Source organism: Fundidesulfovibrio sp. YSD1 (assembly GCF_055397115.1).
On the sequence record NZ_AP043666.1, the window covers coordinates 1,260,549 to 1,283,257 of the forward strand.

The window sequence follows — 22,709 nt, forward strand, 5'->3', positions numbered from 1 at the left end:
TCAGCTCTCCTTGACCGCCGCGCGCGGCGATCCTTCCCCACGGGGGGCGTTTTCCGGCCGGGCGGCCCGGCAGGGGCTCTCATTGAAAAGAATCGTCTTCAGGCGCTCGCAGGCGGCCTCCATGTTCCACTCGCGCTCCACGAGCTCGCGGCCGCGCGCGCCCATGGCCTCGCGCTCCGCCTGGCTCAGCGAAGAGATGCGGGCCAAGGCCTTTGCGTAGGCTTCCACGCCCTCGGCCAGGTAGCCGGTGCGGCCGTCCTCCACGAAGTACTGGGCCTCGCCGAACACCGTCGAGACCACGGGCTTGGCGCAGGCGTAGTATTCGAAGATCTTGGTCGGGCTCTTGCTCTCGTGGAAGAGCGAGGGGTCGATCAGGCAGTAGAGGCCCACGTCGATGGAGCGCAGGTACGCGGGCATCTCCTCCGGGGCCATCCAGGGCCGCACGCGCACCGGGTAGCCCGCGAAGTCCGTGGCCACGCGCTCCTGCACGCGCTTGAAATAATCCCCGCCGCCCACGATATCCAGGGCCAGGCCCTGGCGGTCGCCCAGGATGTCGCAGGCCTTGGCGAAGGCCTCGATCATGAACATCACGTTGTCGTAGGTGAAGTCCTGGAAGATTGTTCCCACCCAGGAGAACGTCACCGGGCCCTGGGGCCTGGGCGTGTCGGGCGGGGTGAAGCGCTTGTGGTCCACGTAGGTGGGCAAGAGCGGCGTGTCGCGGAAGTGGCGCGAGAGGCGCTCGCGCAGCCGCCTGCTGGAGACCACGCAGGTGGCGCTCATGAGCCCGAAGAAGGGCAGCATGTGCCGGACCTCCAGGCGCATGGGGAAGCAGAAGGCCCGGTAGCTGAGCGTCCAGTCGTCGATGTCCATGACGATGCGCGAGCCGTTTATGATCCTCATGCACAGGGGCACGATGAAATCGTAGTTGGGGCGCTGCTCGAAGACCACCACGGGCCCGAGCTTCAGGAGCTTCGCCAGCGCGGCCACGTTGCAGCAGAACTTCTCCACCTCCCAGATACGCCTGAACGGGAAGGGAAAGTGGGCCAGGCGGGAAAACTCGTCCCAGTAGGCGAAGACCTCGGCGTCCACACCCTGGCGGCGCAGCACCTCGGCGTAGTGGTAGCAGCGCACGCGCGTGGGGGCCACCTTGTGGCCCTCGCAGGAGAGGAAGACCGCCTTGGTGATCCTGGGCGGCCCGGAGCGCCTGGCCAGCCGGTAGAGCCGAACGCCCGCCCCGGCGGCGACGGCCAGGGCCACCAGCGCCACGTTGAGCGCCACCGAGGCCCACTCGTCGATGCGGAAGAGCACCTTGGTCTTCCAGAATTTCTTGTCAAAACGCATCAGCGCTCCCTTCGGGAAATTCCCTGGCGAAAAGCCCAGGGTCTATGCGGGCGGCCTCGCGCAGATAGGCCTGCGCCCCGGGCCTGCCCATGCGGCCGAGCAGCCTGCCAAGTTCGAGGTTCGGCCTGGCCTCGCCCGGAGCCACGGCCACGGCCCGGGCCAGATGGTCGAGCGCCTCCGCCTCCCTGCCGAGCCCGGCCAGGGTCAGGCCCAGGCGGTAGGGGAACCACGGCACGCCCGGGTCCAGGTCCATGGCCGCCCGGAAATGCTCGAGCGCCTCTCCCGCGCGCCCCAGGGCGCAAAGGGCCATGCCCACGTCGAAGCGCACCCAGGCGTGGCCCGGCATCTGGCGCTGCGCATGCATTATCTGGTCCAAGGCTTCGCCGTGGCGGCCCAGGGCCATGAGCGCGACCCCGTACTGGTGGCGCACCCGGGCCGAGCCCCGCCCCAGCCGCACGGCCTCGCCAAGAACGTCCACAGCCTCCTGGTGGCGGCCCTGCCTGCGCAGGCAATCGCCCAGGTCGATAAGCGCGAACGGGTGCGCCGGGCGCATGGCCAGCACCTCGCGGAAGCAGGCCTCGGCGCGGCCCGGCTGGCCGAGCTCCTTGAGCGAGAGCCCGAGTCCCTGGAGAGCGTCCACGGATTTCTCCCGCTTGAGCGATGCCTCGAAGAGCCGCCCGGCGGCCTCGCGCCTGCCCGCGTTCCAGAGCGCGAAGCCCTGGTCCGCCAGGCGGCGGGCCTTGCCCCGGAACTGGCAGCCCATCAGGCACAGCGAGCAGGAGCGCCGGAAGGCCTGGAAATCGCGCCAGGGCTTGCCGGAAAACACCTCGTCCGGAGTCTGTTGCGCCAAGCTCGCCAAAGGCTGGCAAAACAGGCAGCCGCGCACCTGGAGAAGGGAGTTCACGAACACGAAGCGGTCCGCGCCGCAGACCTGTTTCGGCCCGCCCGGACGCACGTGGAAGTCGCGCAGGGCCGAGAGCATCTCGAAGCCGTTGTCGATGAAATCGGGCCGGGCGGCCTTGATTTCGCCGAGCGCGGCCACCTGCGCGTCGAGCTTCGCCACAAATTCCGGCGAGGCCTCGGGCCTGGGCTGGGGCGCTCCCGTGGGCGGATAGGCCATGGCGAAGGGGTGGAAGGGCTGCACCAGCAGATGGCCCAGGCCGATGTCCCGGGCGAGGTCCGCGATGGCCGCCATCTCGCCCACGTTGGCCGGGCTCAAAGTAGCGATGGCCCCGAGGTCCACGCCCCCGCGCTCGTCCTCGGCCAGGGCCGTGATGGCCCGCAGGTTGGCCACGGTGCGGCCGAAGGCCCCGTCCAGGCCGCGCAGCCTGTCGTGCGTGGCCGCGGCCGCCCCGTCCAGCGACACCCTTATGGAATTCACCCCGGCGTCGCGCAGGCGCTTGAAGGATTCCACATCCAGGAGCAGGCCGTTGGTCACCACCTGCACGCCGTCAAAAACCCGGCAGGCCTCGGCGCAAATCTCGATGAACTTCGGATGCACCAGCGGCTCGCCGCCCGTGAGCGTGGCCTGGCGCACCCCGGCCCGGGCCAACGGCTCGAACACGCGCCTCGAGGCGAGCTCCGGCGAAGCCCCCTTGCCCGCGCGCTCGGGAAGGTAGCAGCCCGGGCAGGCCAGGTTGCAGCGCTCCGTGACCTGGAAGTGCAGGATCTCAGGCGTGTTCATGCGCGGTCCGTTCAGCAGGTTTCGCGACGCCGCTTGAAGAGGTCCAGCCAGTCGCGCAGGCAGGTGTAGGGCACCATGGCCAGGCTCAGGGCGGCCATGGGGAAATCGCCTTGCGTCAGGTCCTGCCAGAAGCCGTCCATGGCGCGCCTGACGTTGCGGCGGTTCGAGGCCCACGCCTCGCGCAGGCTCGGGGCCTTGAAGCAGCCGTAATAGTACCACTTCCAGTAATTGCGCATGAGCGTCCGCACGCTGTCGCGCCTAAGGTGCATGCACACGGCGCTCGCGGTGTAGACGAGCACGTGCGTGTCGCGGATGGCCTCGCAGAGCTTCACGTCCTCGGCGTTGGTGCGGCAGCGCTCGTTGTAGAACCCGGCCGCCTCGATGGCGTTCTTGCGGAAGAGCGAGTTGGAGCCCCACACGAAGGGCGGGCGGTAGATGCGCCCGGGCCCGCGGCGCTGGAGCATGTGGTGCGCGCGCCAGCGGTCCGCCAGTTCCTCCTGGTAGAATTCCACCAGTTGCCCGCCCACTCCCGAGACCTCGGGGGTCATCTCGCGCATGAGCGCCGAGAGCCACCCCGGGGCCGGGGCCGCGTCGGAATCCACCGAGGCAACCAACTCGCAGGCAGCCTCGCGCACGCCCGTATTGCGCGCGCACGCCAGGCCCAGGTTGCGCGGGTGGCGCACCACGCGCAGGGGGTAGCGCGAATTTTCCCCAATGGATTCGGCCAGTTCCGCCGTGCGGTCCGTGGAGCCGTCGTCCACCACGATCACTTCCTCGATGGGATGGCTTTGGGCCATCACGGCGGCCAGGACCCGCTCCAGGTAGGGTTCGGCGTTGTAGCAGGGGATGTAGAAGCTGACTTTCTCCGTCATGACACGTCCTTGACGCTCTCTTTCTTCCAGGATGGCCGCACGGCCAGGCCGAACTGCCCGGCCTTGACCCTGTGCGCCGGGGCGTACTCCAGGCGCTCGGCCAGAAGCGGCCCCTCGAGCCTGGCCCGGGCGAAGGGCCTGAGCTCGCCCGCGCCGTGCAGCTCCAGGTATTTCGGGTCCATGCCGTCGCAGGCCTCCATGGCCGCGCATTTTGCGCAGGCCGGGGGGAAGAGCTTGAATTTGTCCCCGCGCATGGCCACGTACTCGACGCCCGCGCCGGTCCTGCCTTCTCCCGGGCGCAGCGCGAACTGCTCGCGCACGCCGGATGCCGGGATGGGGATCACGGACGAGCAGAACTCCGGGCTCTTCTCCGGGTTGCAGGCCCGGTTGCGCCACTCGAAGGGGTCGTAGGGCAGGCCCAGAACGCCCACCACGTGGCGCGCAAGCCCCGGGAACACGCACAGGGGTACGTAGCGCAGGTTCACGGCGATGCCCGCCCGGTCGAGCACCCCAACGGCGCGCTCGATGACCGGAGCCACGTCCGAGAAGCGGGCCTGCACGCCGGCCACGCGGTTGGCCGTGTTCCACTCGTGGTAGGCGTTGAAGATGATGAAGTTGTGCACGTACACCGCGTGCCGGGCCGACTCGCGCGCCAGGTCCTCCAGGCGCTCGCGGTTGCCCTCGAAGATCACGGTGTTGGCCCCGTAGGGGAAGGCGCGCGCGTCCAGGTTCTCCATGACGCCCAGAAGCCTCTTCCAGGAGCCGCCCGTGAAGCGCTTGAAGTCGTCCTCGTTCTCGGCGTGCATGGAAAAGAGCGCGTCGGTGAGCCCGGCCTCCAGGAGCCTGTCCAGGAGCCTGTCCCTGCCTGTCAGCAGCTGGCCCAGGGTGATGACGCGCGTGCGGAGCCCCCGGGAAGTGGCGTGGGCCACGATTCCGGCCATGTCCGGGTGCGCGCAGGGCTCGCCGCCGGTGATGTCCGCGAAGGCGAGCCCCTGGTCCGCCAACCCGTCCATGATGGCCTTGCAGTCCGCGCCGGAGCGGAAGGCCGCGCGGCGCAGGGCCCCGAACTGGTCGTCCGAGCCGTCGTGATAGCTGTAGTAGCAGAAGCGGCAGGAGTGCGGGCACTTGATGCCCACGTCCAGGATGCCGCGCGGGCTGAGAGTCCCGGGTTCGTGCAGGTAGACCGCGTTCACCTGCCCTCCCCGGCCAGGGCCTGCCTGGCCTTAAGCACCAGCTTCTTTGATTCGCCGATCAGCCGGGCCCAGTTGCCCGGGGCGTGGATGTCCACCTCGCGGCCGCCCGCGTGGTCGCGCTTGGCGAAGAGGGCCTTGGGCACGTGGGTGAAGCGCGCGCCGCCCAGGGCGAAGCGCAGGAAGAGTTCGTGGTCGTGGGCCAGAAGGGATTCGTCGTAGTAGCCGAAGCGGTCGTGCAGATCGCGGCGGTAGAGCTTGGCGTCGCCGCAGAGGTACCAGTCCGCGAAGGAGCGCTCGAAGCCGTAGTCCGGCAGGTCGAAGCGGCGCACCACCTGGAAGGAGTCGTCGACCACCAGCATGTCCGCGTAGGCGAAGTCCGCCGGGGTCTCCAGGAGGGCGCGGACGAGCTCCGAGAACATGGAGGGCATGCACCAGTCGTCCGAGGGCACGTAGGTGCAGGCCTCGCCCGTGGCGGCGCGGAAGCCGTCGTTCAGCGTGGCGGCCAGGCCCTGGTTGCGCTCGTGGCGCAGCACGCGCAGTGCGCGCCCCTCGGACGGGTAGCGCGGATGGCGCACGCGCTCCAAGACGTCGGCCCCGGGATCGTAGAAGCTCGCGTAGGAGGCCGTGTCCGAGGCAATGCTCGCCTGGTAGGCCTCGAGCACGGAGGCGGTGTCGTCCGTTGAGCCGTCGTCCACCACGACGATCTCGATCTCCGGGTGGTCCTGGAACCAGATGGAGTCGAGACACGCGCGCAGGTAGCGCGCCTGGTTGTAGGCTGGTACTATCACCGAGACTTTCATGGGCCTTCCGTTGCTGTGTGCGCGGCCGATGTTGCCGCCCCCAAAATGATGCAAGAAGCAAACCGAAAAGGCAACATGTTGCCGAAATCAGGCGGTTGGGATAGCGTCGAACCGATGAAGACACTCGCCGTGTACCAGGAGCTGGGCCTCGTGGCCGCAGCCGGCGCCGACGCCCCGGCCGAGAAGCTCCCCCCGGCGGACCCGGCCCGCCACGCCTACCACCGCCACGCCCACCTCTGGGACTACTGCGACCCCAGGCTGGCCCGCCCCTTCGCCGGGCCGGAGTCGCCGGTGGTCTTCGCCTCGCCGGGCGACGGCCTGACCCTGGACGAAGCCCACTCCCGCACGCGCCTGATCGTCATGCTGGGCGCGCACGACACCCCGGAACTCCGCGCGGCCATGAACCGCCCGGGCGCGGCCTGCCTGGTCTTCGAGCCCAGCGTCGCGCGCCTTGAGGCCTTCTGCGGCCGCTTCAAGCCGCGCGACCTCGCGGGCAAGGGCGTGTTCCTGGTGGGCGGCGACGTGGACGGCCTCGACGTGCCGCTGCTTTCCATGCTGCCGGAAAGCCTCTGCGAGCTGGGCTACCCGCTCTTCTTCGCGGCCGAGGGGCTGCCCGAGGCCATGCCCGGGTACGTGGCGCGCGTGGAGGAGCTGGTGGAGCTCTTCCACTACCGCAACGTGATCTACAACCTGGAGGGCCAGGACAACATCCGGGGCATGCCCATAAGGCCCATGCGGCGCGACGCGGTCTACGACCGCTACAAGCACCTCTACGAGAACCTGGAGCCCTGCCTGAAGGGCGGCGTGCTCCAGGACCTCCTGGGCGCGCTCACCGGGCACGCGGCCATCCTCTGCGCGGCCGGGCCCGCGCTTGGGGCGAGCCTCGATTTCATCCGCGAGAACCGCGACCGGGCCGTCGTCATCGCCGTGAACAGCGCGCTCAAGCCCCTGCTGGCCGCGGGGATCAGGCCGCATTTCGCCGTCATCAACGACACTTCCGTGGGCTCGGAGCCCACCCTGGCCGGGCTCGGGCCGCTGCCGGACGTCACCCTGGTGGCGCACTGCCTCTCGACCACGGGCTCCGGCAGCTTCGAGGGCGTGCGCTTCTTCGGCAACTTCCCGGGCCAGCCCTTCCCCAGGCGCGATTCGCTCATGCTGCACGGGTCCGTGATCACCACGGCGTTCTCCCTGGCGGAGTACCTGGGCTGCGTAAAGGCAGTGCTGGCCGGGGTGCAGCTCTCCTCGCCGGACCCCTACCGCCTGAACTACGCGGCCGGGAGCCAGCACGAGCACCACGCCTCCGGCCTCGACGACTCGGCCCTCGAGCACCGCTGGCCCGAGCTCTACCCGGTCACGACCGCCGAGGGCTCGCGCGCGTTCACCACGCTCAACTTTCTGGACGCGGCGCGCTGGTTCGCGGACCGCATCCGCCAGGCCTCGCTCGAAGTGGTGAACCTCTGCCCCCAGAGCATCCTGACGGGCCCGGGCATCGCCTTCGACCCCGCCCCCGAGCTGCCCCCGGCGCCCGGGCTCGCAACGGCCCTGGCCGGCCTCAAGCGTTCGGATTTCACGGACAGGCGGGAGCGCGTGCTGGATTTCATCCGCCAGGAAATGGCCCGCTGGAAGCACAAGCAGGTCACGGCGCGTGGCGCGCCGGCGGATTTTCAGTCCGCCGTGGCCTACGTGGCCCAGAGCGACCTGGACAACACGTCCTTCATGCTCCAGCGTTTCGCGGATTTCGACAACGCCCGCTTCCACGCGGGGTTCTTCCAGGCCGGGTCCCTCGGAGAGCGCCTGGAGGCGGCCAAGTACCACTCCTCCTACATGGAGCGCATGTGCTCGGAACTCCTGGCCATCCTGCTCGACCAGCACAGGCGCATACGCACCTGAAACACCCCTGCCCGCCTGGAGAACCCTGTTCGAGGGCATCTTCACCGCCGTACAGGCCCTGGCCTTCAACCTTTCGAGAAGGACCTGCCCCAAAGCTCGCGGTGTTCGGCACGGGCGAGCGCGGCAGGCTCTGCCGCCGCAGGCTGAACCTGCCCGGCGTGGAGACCCTGACCCTGGACGATTACGCCGGGAGCGAAGGGCTTGGGTGCGTGGACCTGATCAATCTGGACGTGGAAGGCGCGGAGCCCGGCATGACCGGCAGACGCCACGCTAGCCGAAGTGCTCTCGCAGCAAAGACAGGAGCCTTGGCCTTCGCAGGTAGGGCCTGAGCCACGCGGCCGAGAGCGCGGCCGATCCCTCCACCCACAAGGGCGGCTTGCGAGGCGGCATGCCGAGCCCCAGGCTGGCCAGCCAGGCCCTGGCCGCGTCGCCCAGGCCCAGGCGGCGAAGCACGGGGCGCTCCCCGGCCTCCTGGCCCGGCAGCGAGGCCACGGCCCGGGCCAGCGGGTTGTCCGGGTCCACCAGGAAGTGGCGCAGGGACTCGCGCGCAGTGTCCAGCAGGGCGTGCAGGGACTCCTCGCCCCAGCCGCGCTCCGTGACGGCGCGCGCGTAGGCCAGCGCCGTCTCGCGCAACTCGGCCGTGTGTTCGAGCCCCGTCGGCGCAGGCCCCGTCACGGGGCGGATTTCGCCCTCGCGGCGCTCGTAGCCCGTGACCCTGCCGTGGCCGCTGCGCGAGAAGGCCCGCTCGATGAGCCGGATGTTCTTGAACAGCACCGTTTCCAGGGACCCCGGCGTGGCCTGGCCCGCGCGCTCCAGGAACATGGCGTGGTGCGCGCCCGCCTCCATGCGCCCGAGCCTGCCCCCGCCAAGCCCGAAGTACCAGCCCTCCACCTCCACCCCGCGCTCGGCCAGGATCATCCTGAGCGAGCGCTGCGTCGAGAGCGTCCAGCCCATGTCCGCCACGCAGAGCACGGGCTCGTCCAATGCGCCCTGGGCCTCCAGGTAGCCGAGCGCCAGCTCGCGCGCCTTGGCGGCCTTGCTGGCGAGAAGCCGCCTGGCCTCGGCCGAGTCCAGAAGCTCCCAGAGCCCGTCCAGGCCCTGGGCGTCCAGGGGCTTGTCCGAAAGAAGCGCGGGCATGCTGCGCCCGCAGGCCGAGAGAAGCTCCTCGGCCGTGAGCGAGAGCCTGGCCAGGAGGTCCGCCGGGCGGCGGGACTGGCCCTCGGCGGCCAGCCAGTCCAGGTCGGTCCGCCCGACTCCGGCGGCCAGGGGCGCGGTCCAGGCGGCCAGCGAGCCCATCAGGTAGCGGGGCTCCGGGCCTCCCCCGGCCGAGCGCAGCACCCGGGCCAGGCGGCAGGGCAATTCCCCCTCGCGGGCCAGGAAATAGAGCCTCGCCGCCCCGCGCTCCTTGGCCTCGGCCATGGCCCAGGCCGCGAAGGCCGTGAGCACGGGCGCGGCCACGGTGGCGGCGAAGTCGCGCAGGTGCCCCATGGGCTCCTCCACCGGGGCGCGCAGCCTGGCCAGGCGTCCGGCGGCCACGGTGCGCGAATACTCGGTGTTGCAGGCCCGGTGCAGGCTCAGAAGGTGCTCCTCGTGGGGGGTGAGCCTGGCCTGGGGAAAGGGCTGGACGGCTATGCCCACGGACCTGGGCGCGGCCACGTCCAGACGCTGGTCCGCCCCGGCGTGCAGCATCCGGCCCGGCTCCACCTGCTCGGCGGCCAGCACGTGCCGGTAGAGCGAGCCCGTGCTCTTTCGCTTGCCGAGTTCCCCGGCGGCGTAGACCTCGCCCGCGAAGCCGTGGGTCTCCATGAGCCTGCGCAAGGACGGCCCGGGCAGGATGGAGTCCGTGACGTAGACCACGCGCTCGCCCCGGCGCAGGTGGGCGCGCACGCGCTCCAGCACCTCGGGCACGGGTCTGGCGTCGGCCAGGGCGGATTTGAGCTCCGTGGCGTAGAGCGCCTCGGGGTCGAGGCCCCAGGGGTTGTCCCTGGGGAAGCGCTCGTAGACCATGCCCAGGGAGGCGGCCTCGAGGTTGGGCCCCTTGCGGGCTTCGTCCTCGGCGCGCAGGCGCATGCGCACGAACTCGTGCCGGTCCTCGCGGCTGGAGGGCGGGGGCAGGGTCAGCGCGGCCAGGGCGAAGAGCTGGTCCAGGGGCCTCGCGTGCAGGCGCACGAGGCAGGTGTCGAACACGGCGAAGGAGTACACCAGATGGGCCATGGTCCTTCAGTAGCAGACCACGGCCCGGATGGGAACGGCCCCGGGCTTCAGTAGCGCAGGCGCACCTCGGCGCGGTGCCCGGGCTGGCCCTTGGCCTCGGGCGGCTTGCCCGTGTCCACGGCCAGGGGGAAGACGCGCTCCTGGGGCAGCTTTCCGGCCCCGGTCAGGAACTCCAGCACGGCGTCCTGACGCAGGCGGGCGAGCCTCGCCCAGTCCGACGGCCCGGGCTCCACGGGCTCCCCCGGGGCCGAGACGCCGGGGCGCGCGAGCATGGCCGTCTTGCCGGACAGCGCGCCAGGCGGGCTCGAGAGGGCCTTGGCCACGGCCTGGGCCTCCGAGGCCGGGTCGACGTAGGCGGCCACCTCGAGGCTGAGCCTCGGCCGCGAGGCCACGGCCTCGGCCAGGGAGGCCAGGTTCTTGCGGGCGTCGTCAGTCAGGTCGGCCGAGCCGGGCGCGAAGGGCGCGTACACGGCCTGGCCCTCGCCGCCGCGCACGTTGAGGAAGGCCAGGGGAGAGAAGAGCACCTTGGCGAAGGCCCCGGCCATGGCCGTGGAGATGACGTCCTTCAGGTCCGCCCTGGCCCGGGCCGGGTCGCCCGTGACCGGGATGTCCAGGTCGATGACGCCCTTGGCGTCCGTGAGCAGGCTCACGGCCAGGTCCAGGGGCACGTCCTTCATGAGCGCGTCGGGCGACTTGGAGCCCAGGCGCATGCCCGTGACCACGATCTTGTTCTTCAGGTCCAGGGCCTTGGGAGTTGCCTTGTAGTCCAGGACCAGGCCCAGCATGCCGCGCATGATGGGAAAGCCGGTGAGCCTGCGGCAAAGCGGCGAGAACTCGCCCAGGTCCATGTTCTTGAGCGTGGCCTTGAAGTCCAGGAGCGCGGCCCCGTCCACCCATCCGGCCTCGCCCTTGGCCGAGAGCCTGCCGGTGTGCCCGGCGGCCATCTCCAGGCTGAAGCCCGCGGCCTGCCCGGCGCGCGCGCCCGAAAGCGAGGCCTCGATGCCCGAGAGCAGCACGGACAGGTGCGGGTTGAAGTCCGGCCCGGCCACCTCCACCCAGCCCCGGCGCACGTCCAGGCGCTCCAGGCGCCAGGCTGGCGCTGGGGCGGGGGCCTTGGACTCGCCCGAGGCCGCCAACGCAAGCGGGGCCACGGGCCTGCCCTGGCCGTCCAGGGCCAGCCCGATCCAGGGTTCGTCCACGAGCAGGCTCGCGGCCGAGAACTCCAGGGGGGAGAGGTTCACGCGCACCTGCCTGGCCTCCACGGCCGTGGCCGAGCAGAAGGGCCTGTCCTCGCCGGGCCTGGCCAGCCTGAGGAGCGCCGCGCCCGCGTCCCCGGTGAAGGACCCCGCGAGCCCGCCCTTGCCCAGCGAGGCCGAGAGCTGTCCAGACAGGCTGGCCTCGCCCGAGAGGAGCCGCACGGGAAGCGGCGGGCCGAGTTTGGCCAGCTCCGTCAGGGGCAGGCCCCTGAGGGAGAGCTTGAGCGCCATGTCCAGCCCGCCGGGGCGGACCTCGCCGGACACGTCGAACGCTGCCGACTGGCCCGCGCGGCCCTTGGCGGACACGGTCACGGGGCGCGTGAGGTCCGAGGAGGCGTTGGCCAGGGTCACGTCGTCCAGGTCGGCCTTGAGCCCGGCCCCGGCCTTGGCGTCGCGGTACTCCACGGAAAATTTCGCCAGCTGGGCCTTGGCCACGCTCACGTCCCAGGGCCTGGCCCCGGCCTCCTCGCCCTTGGCGGGCACGGGCGGCAGCCCGGCGAGGGTCCCGGCGACGGAGCGCTCCAGGTAGGCCCCGCCGCCTTCGAAGGACACGAGCTCCACCGATACCTTGCGCGAGGCCGGGTCCACCGAGGCGGACTTGACCCCCAGGCGCGACGCCGCCGCCAGCGGGCGGGACATCCCGGCGGCCTGCACGCGCAGGTCGCGGACCTCCAGGTCGGCCTTGATCCTGGGGCGGATCAAGCCGCCCTCCTCGCCGATGTCCAGGCCGAAGGAGCAGGAGGCCAGCCCCGAGGGCTTCATGCCGGGCCAGAAGCGCTCCATCACGGGCAGCGGCTTGGAGAGGTCCACGCCCTCCACGGAGCCCTCCACGACGATGGCCACCGGGGCGTAGCCGCCCCGGGAGGTCAGGGTCACGCGCTCGAAGCGGTCGCCCCTGGCCTCGGCGCGCAGGGATTCGAAGCGCGAGGCCGCCAGGTCGAGCGCCGCGAGGCTCACCTCCACGCGCTCCAGCGCCGTCTCGATGCCCGATCCCCGGTCCTTGGCCTCCACGCGCCCGCCCGTCACGCGCACCTCGCCCACGGTGAACGCGGGCCGCCTGCCGGGTTGCGCGGGCCCGGGGGCCTTGACCGGCTCCGACTCCAGAAGCTCCAGGAGGCTGATCGCGCCCGCCTCGGAGCGCGTCACCCTGAGGAAGGGGGCCGCGAGCTCCACGCGCTCCACCCCGGCCCCTCCGGAGGCCAGGTCCGCCGAGAAGCCCTGCACCTCCAGGTATTCGAACCCGGCCACGCGCCCGCCCTGGTCCTCCAGCGACATGCCCGAGACCCTGGCCGCGCCCTCCAGGCGGGGCGAGCCCGCCCCGTCGCCGGGCAGCACGGCGCGCAGCCTGGCCCCGGCCTGCTCCACGCGCATGTCCAGGGGCCGCTTGAGCGGCAGCAGGTAGGGCGTGTAGTGTCTGAAGACCACGTCCTTGAGGTCGAGCCGGGCTTCGAGCTCGGTAACGGGGCCGGCCAGCGAGCCCTTGACCGTGAGCGTCAGGCTCGATTCGTTGAGCTGCCCCTGGGTGGTGAAGAATTCGTTGAGACCGGGCCTGTCGCTGGCCAGGGAGTCGATGGTGAAGCTCAAATCCCGGGCCTCGTGGCGGTTGCCGGTGACCGCGTCGTCGAAGGACACGCTGCCGCCGGTGATGCGCACGCCGCTCAGTGAGAAGCGCAGGTGCGGCGGCAGCACGGCCAGGTTCAGGCTGCCGGAGGATTCCTGGGCGGGGGGGTCCGGGAAGAGGTCGGCCAGGTTGGAGCGCCCGGAGGCGTCGCGAGAGAGATGCAGCGCGGGGTCCTGGAGGACAAGGCGCCTCAGCGTGAACCGCCTGGCCAGGAGCGCCGAGGGGTCCACGTCCAGTTCCAGGCGCGAGAACCCGGCCAGTTGCCCGGGGCCGTCCTTGTCCGCCACCGAGAACCCGGTGACGAAGAGTTCGAAGGTGAAGGGGTTGAAGCGGATCGACTCCGCCGAGACGCCCCTGCCCAGGGACCTCGAGGCTTCCAGGCGCAGGAACCTGTCCGCCACGTGCGGCAGGACGGCCATGCCCGCGAGCGCCACCAAAAGCACGGCGTGCAGAAGGGCCAGCGCGGCCGCGCACAGGCCGCGCCCGAGCCCGGACAAACCGGGGCGCGAGCCCAGGCGGTCCACGAAGGAGAGAAATTCCGGAGTGAAAGGCATGGGCCACGCATAGCACCAAAAGCCGGCTTTCGGAAATCCCCCCCGGCCGCGCTTGATTTTTTCCCCACGGGCCAACACAATCCGGGCATGGAACACGCGCAAGCCGTCATCGCGGGAGCGGGGATCGTGGGCCTGACCCTGGCCAGGGAGCTGGCCGGGCGGGGCCTCGACGTCCTGGTGCTCGACAAGGAGGACAGGCCGGGCAGGCACGCCTCGGGGCGAAACTCCGGGGTGCTGCACGCGGGCATCTACTACGCCCCGGGCACGGCCAGGGCCGCCACCTGCCTGGCGGGCAACCTGCTCATGCGCCGCTACTGCCGGGAAGGCGGGCTGCCCCTGCTGGAATCGGGCAAGGTGATCGTGGCCGCCACCGAGGCCCAGGCCCGAACCCTGCGCGCGCTCTACGCCCGCGCCGTGGGGGCCGGGGCGCGCGTGGAGCTCCTGGACGAGAAGAACCTGCGCGAGGTCGAACCCAACGCCAGGACCATGGGCCTGGCCATCCACTCGCCGCTCACGGCCGTGGTGGACCCCAGGGCCGTGCTCGAGCGCCTGCGCGCGGACCTGGAGGCCACGGGCAGGGTGCGCCTGCGCTTCGGAGTAACGGCCACCGGGCCGGCAGGCTCCAGGACGCTGGCCACCAGCGCGGGGCCCGTGGAGTACGGAGTCTTCGTCAACGCGGCCGGGGCCCACGCGGACAAGCTGGCCCACGCCTTCGGCCTGGGGCGTGACTACGTGCTGGTGCCCTTCAAGGGCGTCTACCGCAAGCTGGCCCCGGAGGCGGCGGGCCTCGTGCGCGGCAGCGTCTACCCCGCGCCCGACCCGGACACGCCTTTTCTGGGCGTGCACTTCACGCGCTCGGCCCACGGCGAGGTGTACATCGGCCCCACGGCCATCCCGGCCTTCGGGCGCGAGAACTACGGGTTGCTCGAAGGCCTCGGCGCCGAAGCCCCGGAGATCCTCTGGCGCGACGCCAAGCTCTTCGCCGTGAACCCCGTGTTTCGCCGCGTGGCCCTGACCGAGCCGCGCAAGTACTTCTTCCGGCACTTCTTCGCGGACGCGGCCAGGCTGGTGCACGGCCTGCGAGAGCGCGACGTGCTGCCAAGCCCCAAGGCGGGCATCCGGCCGCAGTTGATCGACGTGCGCACGAACTCCCTGGTGATGGATTTCCTCACGGAATCAGGCGAGGCGGAGCTGCACGTGCTGAACGCCATCTCCCCGGCCTTCACCAGCTCCATGGCCCTGGCCCCGGCCTTGGCGGACAAGGCCCTGGCGCTTCTGGACTGAGAGGAGGCGGGGCTGCGCCCCGCCTCGATCGGCGAGCTAGAACCGCCCGCCCTCGGCCACCACGTCCACGGTCCTGCCCTCGGGCACGGCGGTCTTGGCCTTGAGCCTGAGCCGGGACCCGCCGGGCAGGTTCATGGCCTCGCCCTTGTAGAGCGCGACCAGCACGTCCACCCAGCCCGCCGAGCCGTTGGTGCCGGACCCGGCCGGGACCTGGGCCTCGCCGATGACGTGGTCCACGCCCGCCACCGTGCGCGAGAACTGGAGCGTCACGTCCGAGGCGCAGTCGCTGCACGCGCGGATGCACCCGATCATCACCCCGTCGCCGGAGGCGGCCACGAGGTCCTTGACGCCCGTGCCGTCGGAATTGGCGAGCTTCACCCCGAAATCCACCGGGGCGCAAGGGAAGAGAGGCTTCTGGGCCATTGATATTTCTCCTTTTTTTGGTTGTTTGCCGTCAGTGCCTTTAGCGGCCGAGGATCTCGCCCGCGCGCTCAGGGGAGATGTGGCCCTGCGCGCCCAGGTATTCCACGGCCTGGACGGTCCGCAGGTCGCCCAGGTCGATGGACTGGGCCGCGCGGAACTGCTCCCAGAACAGGGCCACGAAGACGTCCGTGTCCTCCAGGTTCTTGAGCGCCAGCTTCTCCTCGTCCGTGAAGCGGTCCAGGAATTCGAGCCTGGTCAGCCCGCTCGGGGGCCGCTGCGCCTCGGGTTCGGGCTCCTCGCCCGCGAAGGCCAGGCACTGCGCCCAGGACGAGACGGGGGACTTGACCCGCACGGCCCCGCCCTCGCCGGGCACGGCCACGGCCGGGTATGCCGTGAACGCCGGGCAGAGGCCCACGGCCAGGGCGTGTTTGGAGACCACGCGAACCTCGGCGCCGTCGCGGGCCAGGGTCACGTCGGCGGCGGAGGGCTCTCCCCCCAGTTCCTCCATCAAGGCGCGCGAGGCCTCGACCAGGGCGCTGTGCAGGATGATCATCTGCATGTGTGGGGCCTCCTACCAGCCCATCTGGGCGAATGTTTTGGTCACCACGGAGCCGGCGCCGCCGTCGCCGCCCTTCTTGAAAGCCGCGTTGCTCCCGCCGCTGCCTCCTGCGGCCTGGACCGTGCCGCTCACGGCGAGCGCGCCTGCGTGGACGATGCTCACGTGCCCGCCGCCGGAGCCGCCCCCGTTGGGCGCGGCCGTGGCCGCCCCCTGGGAGGCCACGCCGTTGGCCTCGATCACGCCGCCGCCCTCCACCACCACGTCTCCGTGAACGATCAGCACGAGCTTGCCTCCCACGCCGTTTCCTCCGGCCAAGCCGTAGCCCGGCACGGGCTGCCCGCCGGGATTGCCGGCCCCGCCCGAGCCACCCGAGCCGCTCACGCCGTACTCGTAACCGGTCATGCCGAACGGGTACTTGACCCCGCCGGGCCCGCCGAACCCGCAATAGGGGCCGGGCTGGCGGCCCACGGCGTTGACCACGCCCCAACCCTTGGCGCTGGAGTTCTCGGCCCCGCCGCTGCCGCTGCCCCCGCCGTAGGGGCAGCCCGCGCCGCCGTAGCCCGAGGCCACGGTGGAGGCCGCCCCGGCGGTCTTCACCGCCCCGGAACCGCCGCCGCCCATGCCCCCTCCGGTTCCGGCGGAACCGGGGTTGCCTTCGGCCTCGGCGTCGGCGGTGACGCTCTTGGCGATCCCGCCGCCGCCCCCGCCCCCGGCCGCCATGAGCACCACCCCGCCGGGTTCGGTCACGGCGCAGCGCAGGGCGGTGGAGCCGCCGTCCGCGTCCCAGAAGCCACGGTCCCACGGGGCCGCGCCCAGGGACTTGAACAGCTCCATGGCCGTGTCCCGGTCCAGGCTGTCGGAGGACAGCTTGATCTTGTCCGGCACCTTGAAGTCGTTGAAGGGAAAGCGCGGGTCGTCCGCGCGGTCCACGCGCGCGCCCTGCCCGGTCATGTGCAGGCGCGCGCCCGCCTTGACCGTAAGGGTGCCGTCCACGATCAGCGTGAGCCCCTTGCAGCGCTGCGAGGCCGTGAGCGATGAGGGCGTGACCCCGTCGCCGATGGTCAGGTTGCGGAAGCGGTAGACGGCCTCGGGGCCGTCCAGCCTGGCGGCGAGCGTGTGCGCGCCCACGAACAACGCGTCCCCGCGCGAGGCGTAGAGCTCGCGGAGGTTTCTGCCCCCGGGCAGGACCACGGACCACGGCTGGACAGGGCCGCCTTTCGCGCCCTTGAAGGAAAAGACGTTGGCCATCAGCACGGCCCTCCCGGTGCGTTGTTTCTTCCGGTCGTCATGAGGCCCTCCTAGTAGAGCAGGCAGTTGAAGTTGGCGGCCAGAAAGAGCGAGGCCCCCGCGTCCGGCGGGTCCGGCGCGTTTCGCGGGTCCTGGCCCAGTTCGACCGGGGCGCACCCGGGCTCCAGGCCGGGACCCTCCACGACGACGGTGGTCCGCCCCGAGGCTTCGTCAAAGGCGGCTCCCGCCACCACGCCGAATACGCCCCCGGGGCCTCCCGCCCGGACGGCCCGGCCCGCGACGCCCCCGGGGAGCGCCGCGTCCAGCCGGTTTCCGGGCACGCGCAGCACCCGGGGGGAGAGCACCTCCACGGGCCCGGCCAGCTCGGTCCAGGAGTCCTCCACCGAGGCCATGCCCGCGTCCGCGCGCTCCAGGAGTTTCCAGGTTCCGTCCCCGCGCAGGAAAGCCCCCTGGTCTCCGGCCAGGGGCCGGGGCACCACGCCGGGCGCGCCGTCCTCCCCGGCGCCCGCCCCGGCCATGACCGACACCGAGAGCTCGATCCGCTCGTTCTCGCCCGGGTCGGCCACGGCCTTGGCCAGGGGGGCGGCCACGGCGAGCGTCTCGTCGAGGCTCGCCGGGACCAGGTCCGTGGAGCTGGCCTTGACCGCCCCTGCGGCCGCGTAGAGGGCCTCCCTGGCGGCCAGGGCCACGCTGGCGTGCAATTGCGCCGTGGCCGCGCCCTCCCGGGCCGCGTCCGCCGCTTCGCCGCTGGCCCGCGCGTGGTCCCGGCAAAGGGTCAGGGCGCTGTACTCGCCGATCTGGCCCACGGTCCTGGGGGACCTGAGCACGATCTTGCCTGCGGTGGGGCTCATCTGGTCACCTCCTGGGAGACGCTCACCTTGCCCTCGGCCAGGCGCTGGACCACCCCGCCAGGCGCGGTGAGCTCGCAGTCCCACACGCCCTGGGGCCGCGCGAGCCCGGCCGTGCGCGCCGCTTCCAGGCAGAGCGAGACCGTGCCGGAGGATGGCTCCACGGTTACGTCGAACACGGCCGCCGGTTCGGGGTCCGAGTGGCGGTGGCGGATCTGCGCGGCCGCCGAGTAGCCGGTCAGGTCCATGGGGTTGCCCAGGCCGTCCTGGCACTCGATGTCCAGAACGAGCGTCGCGCCCTGGTCGATCTTGAGGTCGTAGCGGTACGCCATGGCCTTACTCCCCGGGCCTGGCAGGCCAGGGCTTGCCCCTGGACCACCCCTGGGGATGGCCGCGCAGGGCCTGGCGGTAGGCGGCCCAGGCGGCCCGTTCGGGCTCGCCGAGCGGGCTGTCGGGCATCTGGGTCCAGTCGCTGGCCGCGAGCCTGGCGTCGCGCTCGGCGCGCACCGAGGCGAGCGCCAGGGCGGGGTCTTCCGCCCAGCCCTGCCCGTCCCAGGCGTGCAGGGCCGAGGGGGGCTCGGCGAGCGTCAGGCCTTCGCCCAGCGGCCCGAGCGCCGCCACCTCGCGGGGCGCGCGCGTGCGCACGCACCAGGCCGTCCTGCCCCGGTGGTCGTCCACCAGGGCCCAGGCCGAGCCGTCGAACACGGCCGCCTGCCCGGGCCCGGCGGCCGGAGGGGGTTTCGGCGTCGAGCGCGCCGGGCGCAGGTAGTTGGGCGCGCCGTTCACGAAGGGCCGCGCCGGGGAGAGCGCGGGGGACACGGGGCCGGTGTAGGCCCCGGATTCGTCGTAGCAGTAGAGGATCATCGCCTCACCTCCATTTGATGGCGAAAAGAACGGCGGTGTTGGCCGGGCGGGTCTCGCCGCCCCGGCCCGGAGCCGTGGACGCGTGCGCGTCCAGGGAGCCCAGGTTCTTGTCCGTGGCCCGCGCGAAGTCGCCGGTGTAGAAGTTGGTTGCCGAGTTGTCCCAGTCCAGGCAGCTCACAGCCGTGAGCGAACCCGCGCTTACGCCCATGGCCCCGCCCAGGGGATGGCAGTGCTTGCGCGTCAGGTCGCCCTGGGAGGAGCCCACGTGGTCGCCGCCCGTGCGCGCGGCCGCGTCCGGGTCCTTGCCCCGGCCGTGGTCCCAGCCGCGCAAAAAGGCCCCGCGCAGGTCCGGGAGCTTGAAGTTCACGGGGTTGGCGGCCAGGCCGAAAGCGTTGCCGATGGCCGCGTAGAGGGCTTGGTAGTCGGCCACGGGCAGCTCGGCCCCGTTGCACTCGAGCCAGCTGCACCCGGCGGGAAGCGACTCCGCGCCGAAGGCCGCGATCATGCCCAAGGGCACGTCCGCGTTGACCTCCGGGAGCTGGTCGCGCCGCACGCGCCCCGAGGCGTTCAGCCTGGGCACTCCGCCGGGCTGGTCGTATTCCGACTGGTTGATCTTCACGGCCAGGGCGGCCTGAAGCTGGTTGAGGCCGGTGAACGCCCCGGTCAGGTCGGCGTCCAGGTCCAGGACGGCCTGCTTGACCGAATCGCCCGAGGGCGTGGCGTCTATGACCGTTGTTCGCGTGTATGCCATGCTCGCTCCTTGCCAGGTGCGAGCGATGATACGCAGGCGCGAAAGGAATTCACCCCACATAGCCCCATGTGGGCGGACGGGCGAAAAAAACGGGGAGGGTCAGGCGGCCGGGGAGGCTTCGGGCACGAGCCGCCTGAAGCAGGCGGCCTGGAGGCAGGAGAAGAAGGCCAGTTGCACGGGCAGGCCCACGGCCAGGGTGAAAAGCTCCAGGGGGGCCAGGTCCTGGTCCGGGAAGGCCGTGCCCACCAGCCACCCGGCGAAGAGGCTCACGCCCACGGCGAAGCCGCAGTTGAGCAGGGCCGCCCCGGCCAGCCGCCAGCGGAAGCCCTCGGCCGGGGAGGGCTTGGCCGCGACGCGCAGGGCGTCGCGCACCGAGACTGACGTGAGCCCGATGAGCTGCCAACCGGCCAGCAGGGCCTGCGAGGCGGCCAGGGGCAGCAGGGCCTCGAGCACGAAGAGCCAGCCCGGGGGGAGCCCCAGGGCCTCGCCGAGAAACACCGCGCCCGCGACCCCCAGGGCGGCCGGGAAGAGCGCCGCCACGGCCACGCACGTCGCCTCGCCGGCGTAGCGCCATGTGAGCCCGTCCAGGAACAGGGCCGGAAAGGACCGGGAAGGATGAAGGGGGAGCAGGATGAGCCTGTGCACGCGCACCGAAAAGGCGCACGAGGCCATGAACGTGGAGGCGGCCAGGATCAGCCCCAGGGCGATCGCGGCCGGGAGGGGGAGCGGGACGAAGGCCGCGCCCGCCATGGCGACGCCGGCCGCGCCCGGATAGACCGACCAGCCGAGGAGCCTGCCGGAGTGCCTGGCCATGAGCGCCAGCGCCTCGGCGAAGACGCCGAACACGGGCAGGCGCCTGGTTTCGGCCCGGGGTCCGCCCCCGGGCGTCAAGAGTCCCGCGCCTCTTCCCGCAGCGCCTGGGCCACGCGGCCGAAGACGATGGCCCCGGCCACGCAGGAGAGGATCATGGTGGAAAAGCCCAGGAGGAAGCTCAGGCCCGCGAACCACCACTCGCCCGCCACGGCCTTCCACCATTCGCTGCCGCCCGCCGTGTAGCCGATCACGTTCAGGCAGTGCTCCGGGGCCCAGACCATGGCCATCACGGCCACCATGCGCCAGCGCACGCGCGCGCCCAGCTCCCCCAGCCTGCCCGTGTTGAAGAGGAGCCCCTGCCCGCCCAGGGCCACGTCCGGGAAGGCCAGGATGATCCTCGGGGCGAGCACGGCGTAGACCCCCGCCAGGAGCACGAAGGAGCCGATCACCGGGGCGGCCGCCGCGAGCCCCTCCAGGGCCGGGCCCTGCTTGCCCAGAAGCTCGCCCAGGAGCACCGAGGCCAGGATCAGCACCGGCCCCAGCACGCCGATGACCAGGAGCATCACCCGCAGGTAGGCCCAGGCGTAGGCCCAGGTGCGCTTCTCGATGAGCTCCAGCCCGTAGAACTGGCCCGGAGTCTCGTCCAGGAGCACCTTGCGGATCAGGCGCACCTCGAGGGGCACCCTGATCCACAGGAGAACGAACCCCAAAAGCAGGAGCGTCCCCAGCGGGAAGGGCGTGTCCTGGCCCGGCTCGGGCACGCCGGGGCGGAAGAAATGGAAGGCCAGGCCGTAGAGCAGCGGGGCCAGCGACCAGCGCGCGATGTCGCGCAGGTTGGCCGCCACGAAGCCCAGGCTCGCGGCCACCACGGAAAACGGGGAGAAGCGGAGGGGGTCGTGGTCGCGCTCAGCCACGGGAGGCCTCCGGCGCGGCCAGGACGGGTACGGCGAAGCCAAGGGGGGCCGCCCCCCCGACGCCTTGCGGCGAAAAGGACATGGTCATGACTCCTCGGGAGATGAAGCGCCACGGCCCGCCGCTGCGAGGGCGGGCTTCGAGGCCAGGGATTAGTTGCACCCGGGGGCCACGGCGTCAACCGAAATCGCGCCCTGGCCCGGACGCCCGTTGTCATTGCTTGGGGGAAGGGTCCTTGCCGGTTTCGGACTCCATCCGTTCCACGGCGGCCGTGACCGCGGCCGAGACCCTGTCCCCCACCTGGCGCTGGGCCGCACGCGGGGGGTCGGCCTGCGCGGGCTTGACGGGCTCGGCCGAAGGCTCGGCCGAAGGCCCGGCCGGTTCGGGTTCGGGCTCGGTGGACGGCCGAGGCTCCGATGCAGGTTCCGGCTTCGAACCGGGTTGAAGATCGGGCTGCGCGGGTTTCGCGGCCTGTTCCTGCTCCACGGCCGAAGCCTCTTCCCCGGGGGCCTCGGCCGGGGCAGGCTCCTGGACGCCGGGCGCGTCCGCCGCCGGGGCCTGCGCTTCAGGCTGGCCGGGCTGCGCGGCCGGGGCACTCTCCGCTCCCTCCTTGGCGGCCTCTTCCCGCGTTTGCGCGGCGGCCTCCCCCGCCACGCCGGGGGCTGGCGGGAAGACCGGGCCCTGCGCGGCCGGGGCAGGCTCGGCCCCCGGCTCGGGCAGCCCGGAGAGCACGCGGTAGGCCACGGCGGGCACGGCCACTGACGTCACGTAGCTGAAGAAGCCCAAAAATATCTGCAGGGGCAGCGCCACCAGCACGGTCAGCGTCTCGCCGTCCTTGCCGCCGAGGGCCCGGGCCCCCAGCTCCACGGCCTGCGTGAGCACGGTGAAGAGGGCCGTGCTCAGAAAGATCGCCAGGATGAGCCGCAGCTTGTTGCGCGCGCCCAGGTTGTAGGCCTTGTTCAGGGAGGGCTCGCGCTCCACGGAGACGGCGGGCAGGATCAGGTTCAGCGGGGAGGTGAGGACGAAGAAGGAGACGAGGAGCACGGCGAACGCCGCGAACGAGACCACCGGCCCGCCCGCGAGCTTCATGGCGTAGTAGGCGACCAGGGGGGCCACGGAGATGAGCGTGCCGGCCGCCATGATGAGCGTCACGATCACGGCGTAGCCCATGTACCGCAAGCTCCTGGGGGCGAAGATCATCTCCACGTACCCGGAGTTCTCCACGCGCCCCAGCACGGCCAGCTGATTGACCCTGATGGCGAAGGGGACGAAGGTCTGGAGCGCGAACAGCGCGGCCACGGCAACCGGGGCCAGCCAGGGGTTCAGGCCGCCCCCCAGGCCCCCGCGCCACGCGGCCAGGCCCAGCGCCGCGCCGAGCACGCCGCCGCCCAGGAAGAGCGGGACGAGCGCCCACTTGAAGAGCTTGCCGAAGTGCAGGCCGAAAACGGCCATGCCCTGCCCAATGGTGCGAAAGACCGGGAGCTTCGTCATGCGGACCGCCTGTAACGAGGAAACGATTTCAGCGGGATGCTGACCGAAATCATGGCGGCCGTCAAATGCCCGGGAAACGCGAAAGCCCCTC

At 71.7% G+C, this 22,709-nt stretch carries 20 protein-coding genes; 3 read left to right on the plus strand and 17 right to left on the minus strand.

From position 1 onward, the window contains the following. From ACZ5V4_RS05935 to ACZ5V4_RS05955, 5 genes are read right to left on the minus strand one after another with little or no spacing between them, the layout of a single operon-like run. On the minus strand, positions 1-1,341 hold the full coding sequence (locus tag ACZ5V4_RS05935) for a glycosyltransferase (protein WP_464317255.1): 1,341 nt from the start codon (positions 1,339-1,341) through the stop codon (positions 1-3). Next, positions 1,331-3,025, minus strand: a complete 1,695-nt coding sequence (locus ACZ5V4_RS05940) for a radical SAM protein (RefSeq protein ID WP_464317256.1) — start codon at positions 3,023-3,025, stop codon at positions 1,331-1,333. The genes ACZ5V4_RS05935 and ACZ5V4_RS05940 overlap by 11 nt, the downstream gene beginning before the upstream one ends. A gap of 11 nt (positions 3,026-3,036) precedes the next feature. After that, on the minus strand, positions 3,037-3,897 hold the full coding sequence (locus tag ACZ5V4_RS05945) for a glycosyltransferase family 2 protein (protein ID WP_464317257.1): 861 nt from the start codon (positions 3,895-3,897) through the stop codon (positions 3,037-3,039). Beyond that, on the minus strand, positions 3,894-5,090 hold the full coding sequence (locus ACZ5V4_RS05950) for a radical SAM protein (RefSeq protein ID WP_464317258.1): 1,197 nt from the start codon (positions 5,088-5,090) through the stop codon (positions 3,894-3,896). Before ACZ5V4_RS05950 ends, ACZ5V4_RS05945 begins: the two co-directional genes overlap by 4 nt. Then, positions 5,087-5,890 carry a glycosyltransferase family 2 protein gene (locus ACZ5V4_RS05955; protein WP_464317259.1) on the minus strand — a complete coding sequence of 268 codons (804 nt, stop codon included), beginning with the start codon at positions 5,888-5,890 and terminating at the stop codon, positions 5,087-5,089. Before ACZ5V4_RS05955 ends, ACZ5V4_RS05950 begins: the two co-directional genes overlap by 4 nt. Before the next feature lie 114 nt (positions 5,891-6,004). Between ACZ5V4_RS05955 and ACZ5V4_RS05960 the strand changes: the two genes are divergently transcribed. Together ACZ5V4_RS05960 and ACZ5V4_RS05965 are read left to right on the plus strand one after the other, a co-directional pair. Continuing rightward, complete coding sequence (locus ACZ5V4_RS05960; protein WP_464317260.1) at positions 6,005-7,780, plus strand: 6-hydroxymethylpterin diphosphokinase MptE-like protein; 1,776 nt, start codon at positions 6,005-6,007, stop codon at positions 7,778-7,780. Positions 7,781-7,881: 101 nt separating this feature from the next. Further along, positions 7,882-8,109: a hypothetical protein gene (locus tag ACZ5V4_RS05965; protein WP_464317261.1), complete on the plus strand. Its 228-nt coding sequence runs from the start codon at positions 7,882-7,884 to the stop codon at positions 8,107-8,109. Here the strand turns inward: ACZ5V4_RS05965 and ACZ5V4_RS05970 are convergent. Both ACZ5V4_RS05970 and ACZ5V4_RS05975 read right to left on the minus strand, forming a co-directional pair. Then, complete coding sequence (locus ACZ5V4_RS05970; RefSeq protein WP_464317262.1) at positions 8,051-9,994, minus strand: hypothetical protein; 1,944 nt, start codon at positions 9,992-9,994, stop codon at positions 8,051-8,053. The genes ACZ5V4_RS05965 and ACZ5V4_RS05970 overlap by 59 nt on opposite strands. Before the next feature lie 47 nt (positions 9,995-10,041). Beyond that, a complete protein-coding gene (locus tag ACZ5V4_RS05975) occupies positions 10,042-13,425 on the minus strand; it encodes a DUF748 domain-containing protein (protein WP_464317263.1) in 3,384 nt (1,127 codons plus the stop codon). Positions 13,426-13,512: 87 nt separating this feature from the next. Between ACZ5V4_RS05975 and lhgO the strand changes: the two genes are divergently transcribed. Then, entirely contained in the window at positions 13,513-14,709 is a 1,197-nt protein-coding gene (gene lhgO / locus ACZ5V4_RS05980) for an L-2-hydroxyglutarate oxidase (RefSeq protein ID WP_464317264.1), read from the plus strand. A gap of 36 nt (positions 14,710-14,745) precedes the next feature. Here the strand turns inward: lhgO and ACZ5V4_RS05985 are convergent, their stop codons facing one another. The 10 genes from ACZ5V4_RS05985 to ACZ5V4_RS06030 all read right to left on the minus strand — a co-directional run bounded on the left by ACZ5V4_RS05985 (position 14,746) and on the right by ACZ5V4_RS06030 (position 22,618). Next, the gene (locus ACZ5V4_RS05985) at positions 14,746-15,132 is read right to left on the minus strand and encodes a hypothetical protein (protein WP_464317265.1); all 387 of its coding nucleotides are present in this window, start codon (positions 15,130-15,132) and stop codon (positions 14,746-14,748) included. 40 nt (positions 15,133-15,172) lie between these two features. Next, positions 15,173-15,691: a hypothetical protein gene (locus ACZ5V4_RS05990; RefSeq protein WP_464317266.1), complete on the minus strand. Its 519-nt coding sequence runs from the start codon at positions 15,689-15,691 to the stop codon at positions 15,173-15,175. A 12-nt stretch (positions 15,692-15,703) separates the two neighbouring features. After that, the gene (locus ACZ5V4_RS05995; protein WP_464317267.1) at positions 15,704-16,939 is read right to left on the minus strand and encodes a hypothetical protein; all 1,236 of its coding nucleotides are present in this window, start codon (positions 16,937-16,939) and stop codon (positions 15,704-15,706) included. Positions 16,940-16,989: 50 nt separating this feature from the next. After that, on the minus strand, positions 16,990-17,790 hold the full coding sequence (locus tag ACZ5V4_RS06000; RefSeq protein ID WP_464317268.1) for a hypothetical protein: 801 nt from the start codon (positions 17,788-17,790) through the stop codon (positions 16,990-16,992). Beyond that, complete coding sequence (locus ACZ5V4_RS06005; protein WP_464317269.1) at positions 17,787-18,119, minus strand: hypothetical protein; 333 nt, start codon at positions 18,117-18,119, stop codon at positions 17,787-17,789. The genes ACZ5V4_RS06000 and ACZ5V4_RS06005 overlap by 4 nt, the downstream gene beginning before the upstream one ends. A gap of 4 nt (positions 18,120-18,123) precedes the next feature. Next, positions 18,124-18,651 (minus strand): tail fiber assembly protein, encoded by a 528-nt coding sequence (locus ACZ5V4_RS06010; RefSeq protein WP_464317270.1) that lies wholly within the window; start codon positions 18,649-18,651, stop codon positions 18,124-18,126. Positions 18,652-18,655: 4 nt separating this feature from the next. After that, on the minus strand, positions 18,656-19,402 hold the full coding sequence (locus ACZ5V4_RS06015; protein WP_464317271.1) for a phage tail protein: 747 nt from the start codon (positions 19,400-19,402) through the stop codon (positions 18,656-18,658). 99 nt (positions 19,403-19,501) lie between these two features. Beyond that, positions 19,502-20,248, minus strand: a complete 747-nt coding sequence (locus ACZ5V4_RS06020; protein WP_464317272.1) for a hypothetical protein — start codon at positions 20,246-20,248, stop codon at positions 19,502-19,504. 41 nt (positions 20,249-20,289) lie between these two features. Continuing rightward, on the minus strand, positions 20,290-21,129 hold the full coding sequence (locus ACZ5V4_RS06025) for a hypothetical protein (RefSeq protein ID WP_464317273.1): 840 nt from the start codon (positions 21,127-21,129) through the stop codon (positions 20,290-20,292). Positions 21,130-21,340: 211 nt separating this feature from the next. After that, entirely contained in the window at positions 21,341-22,618 is a 1,278-nt protein-coding gene (locus tag ACZ5V4_RS06030) for a hypothetical protein (RefSeq protein ID WP_464317274.1), read from the minus strand. Positions 22,619-22,709 lie beyond the last annotated feature (91 nt).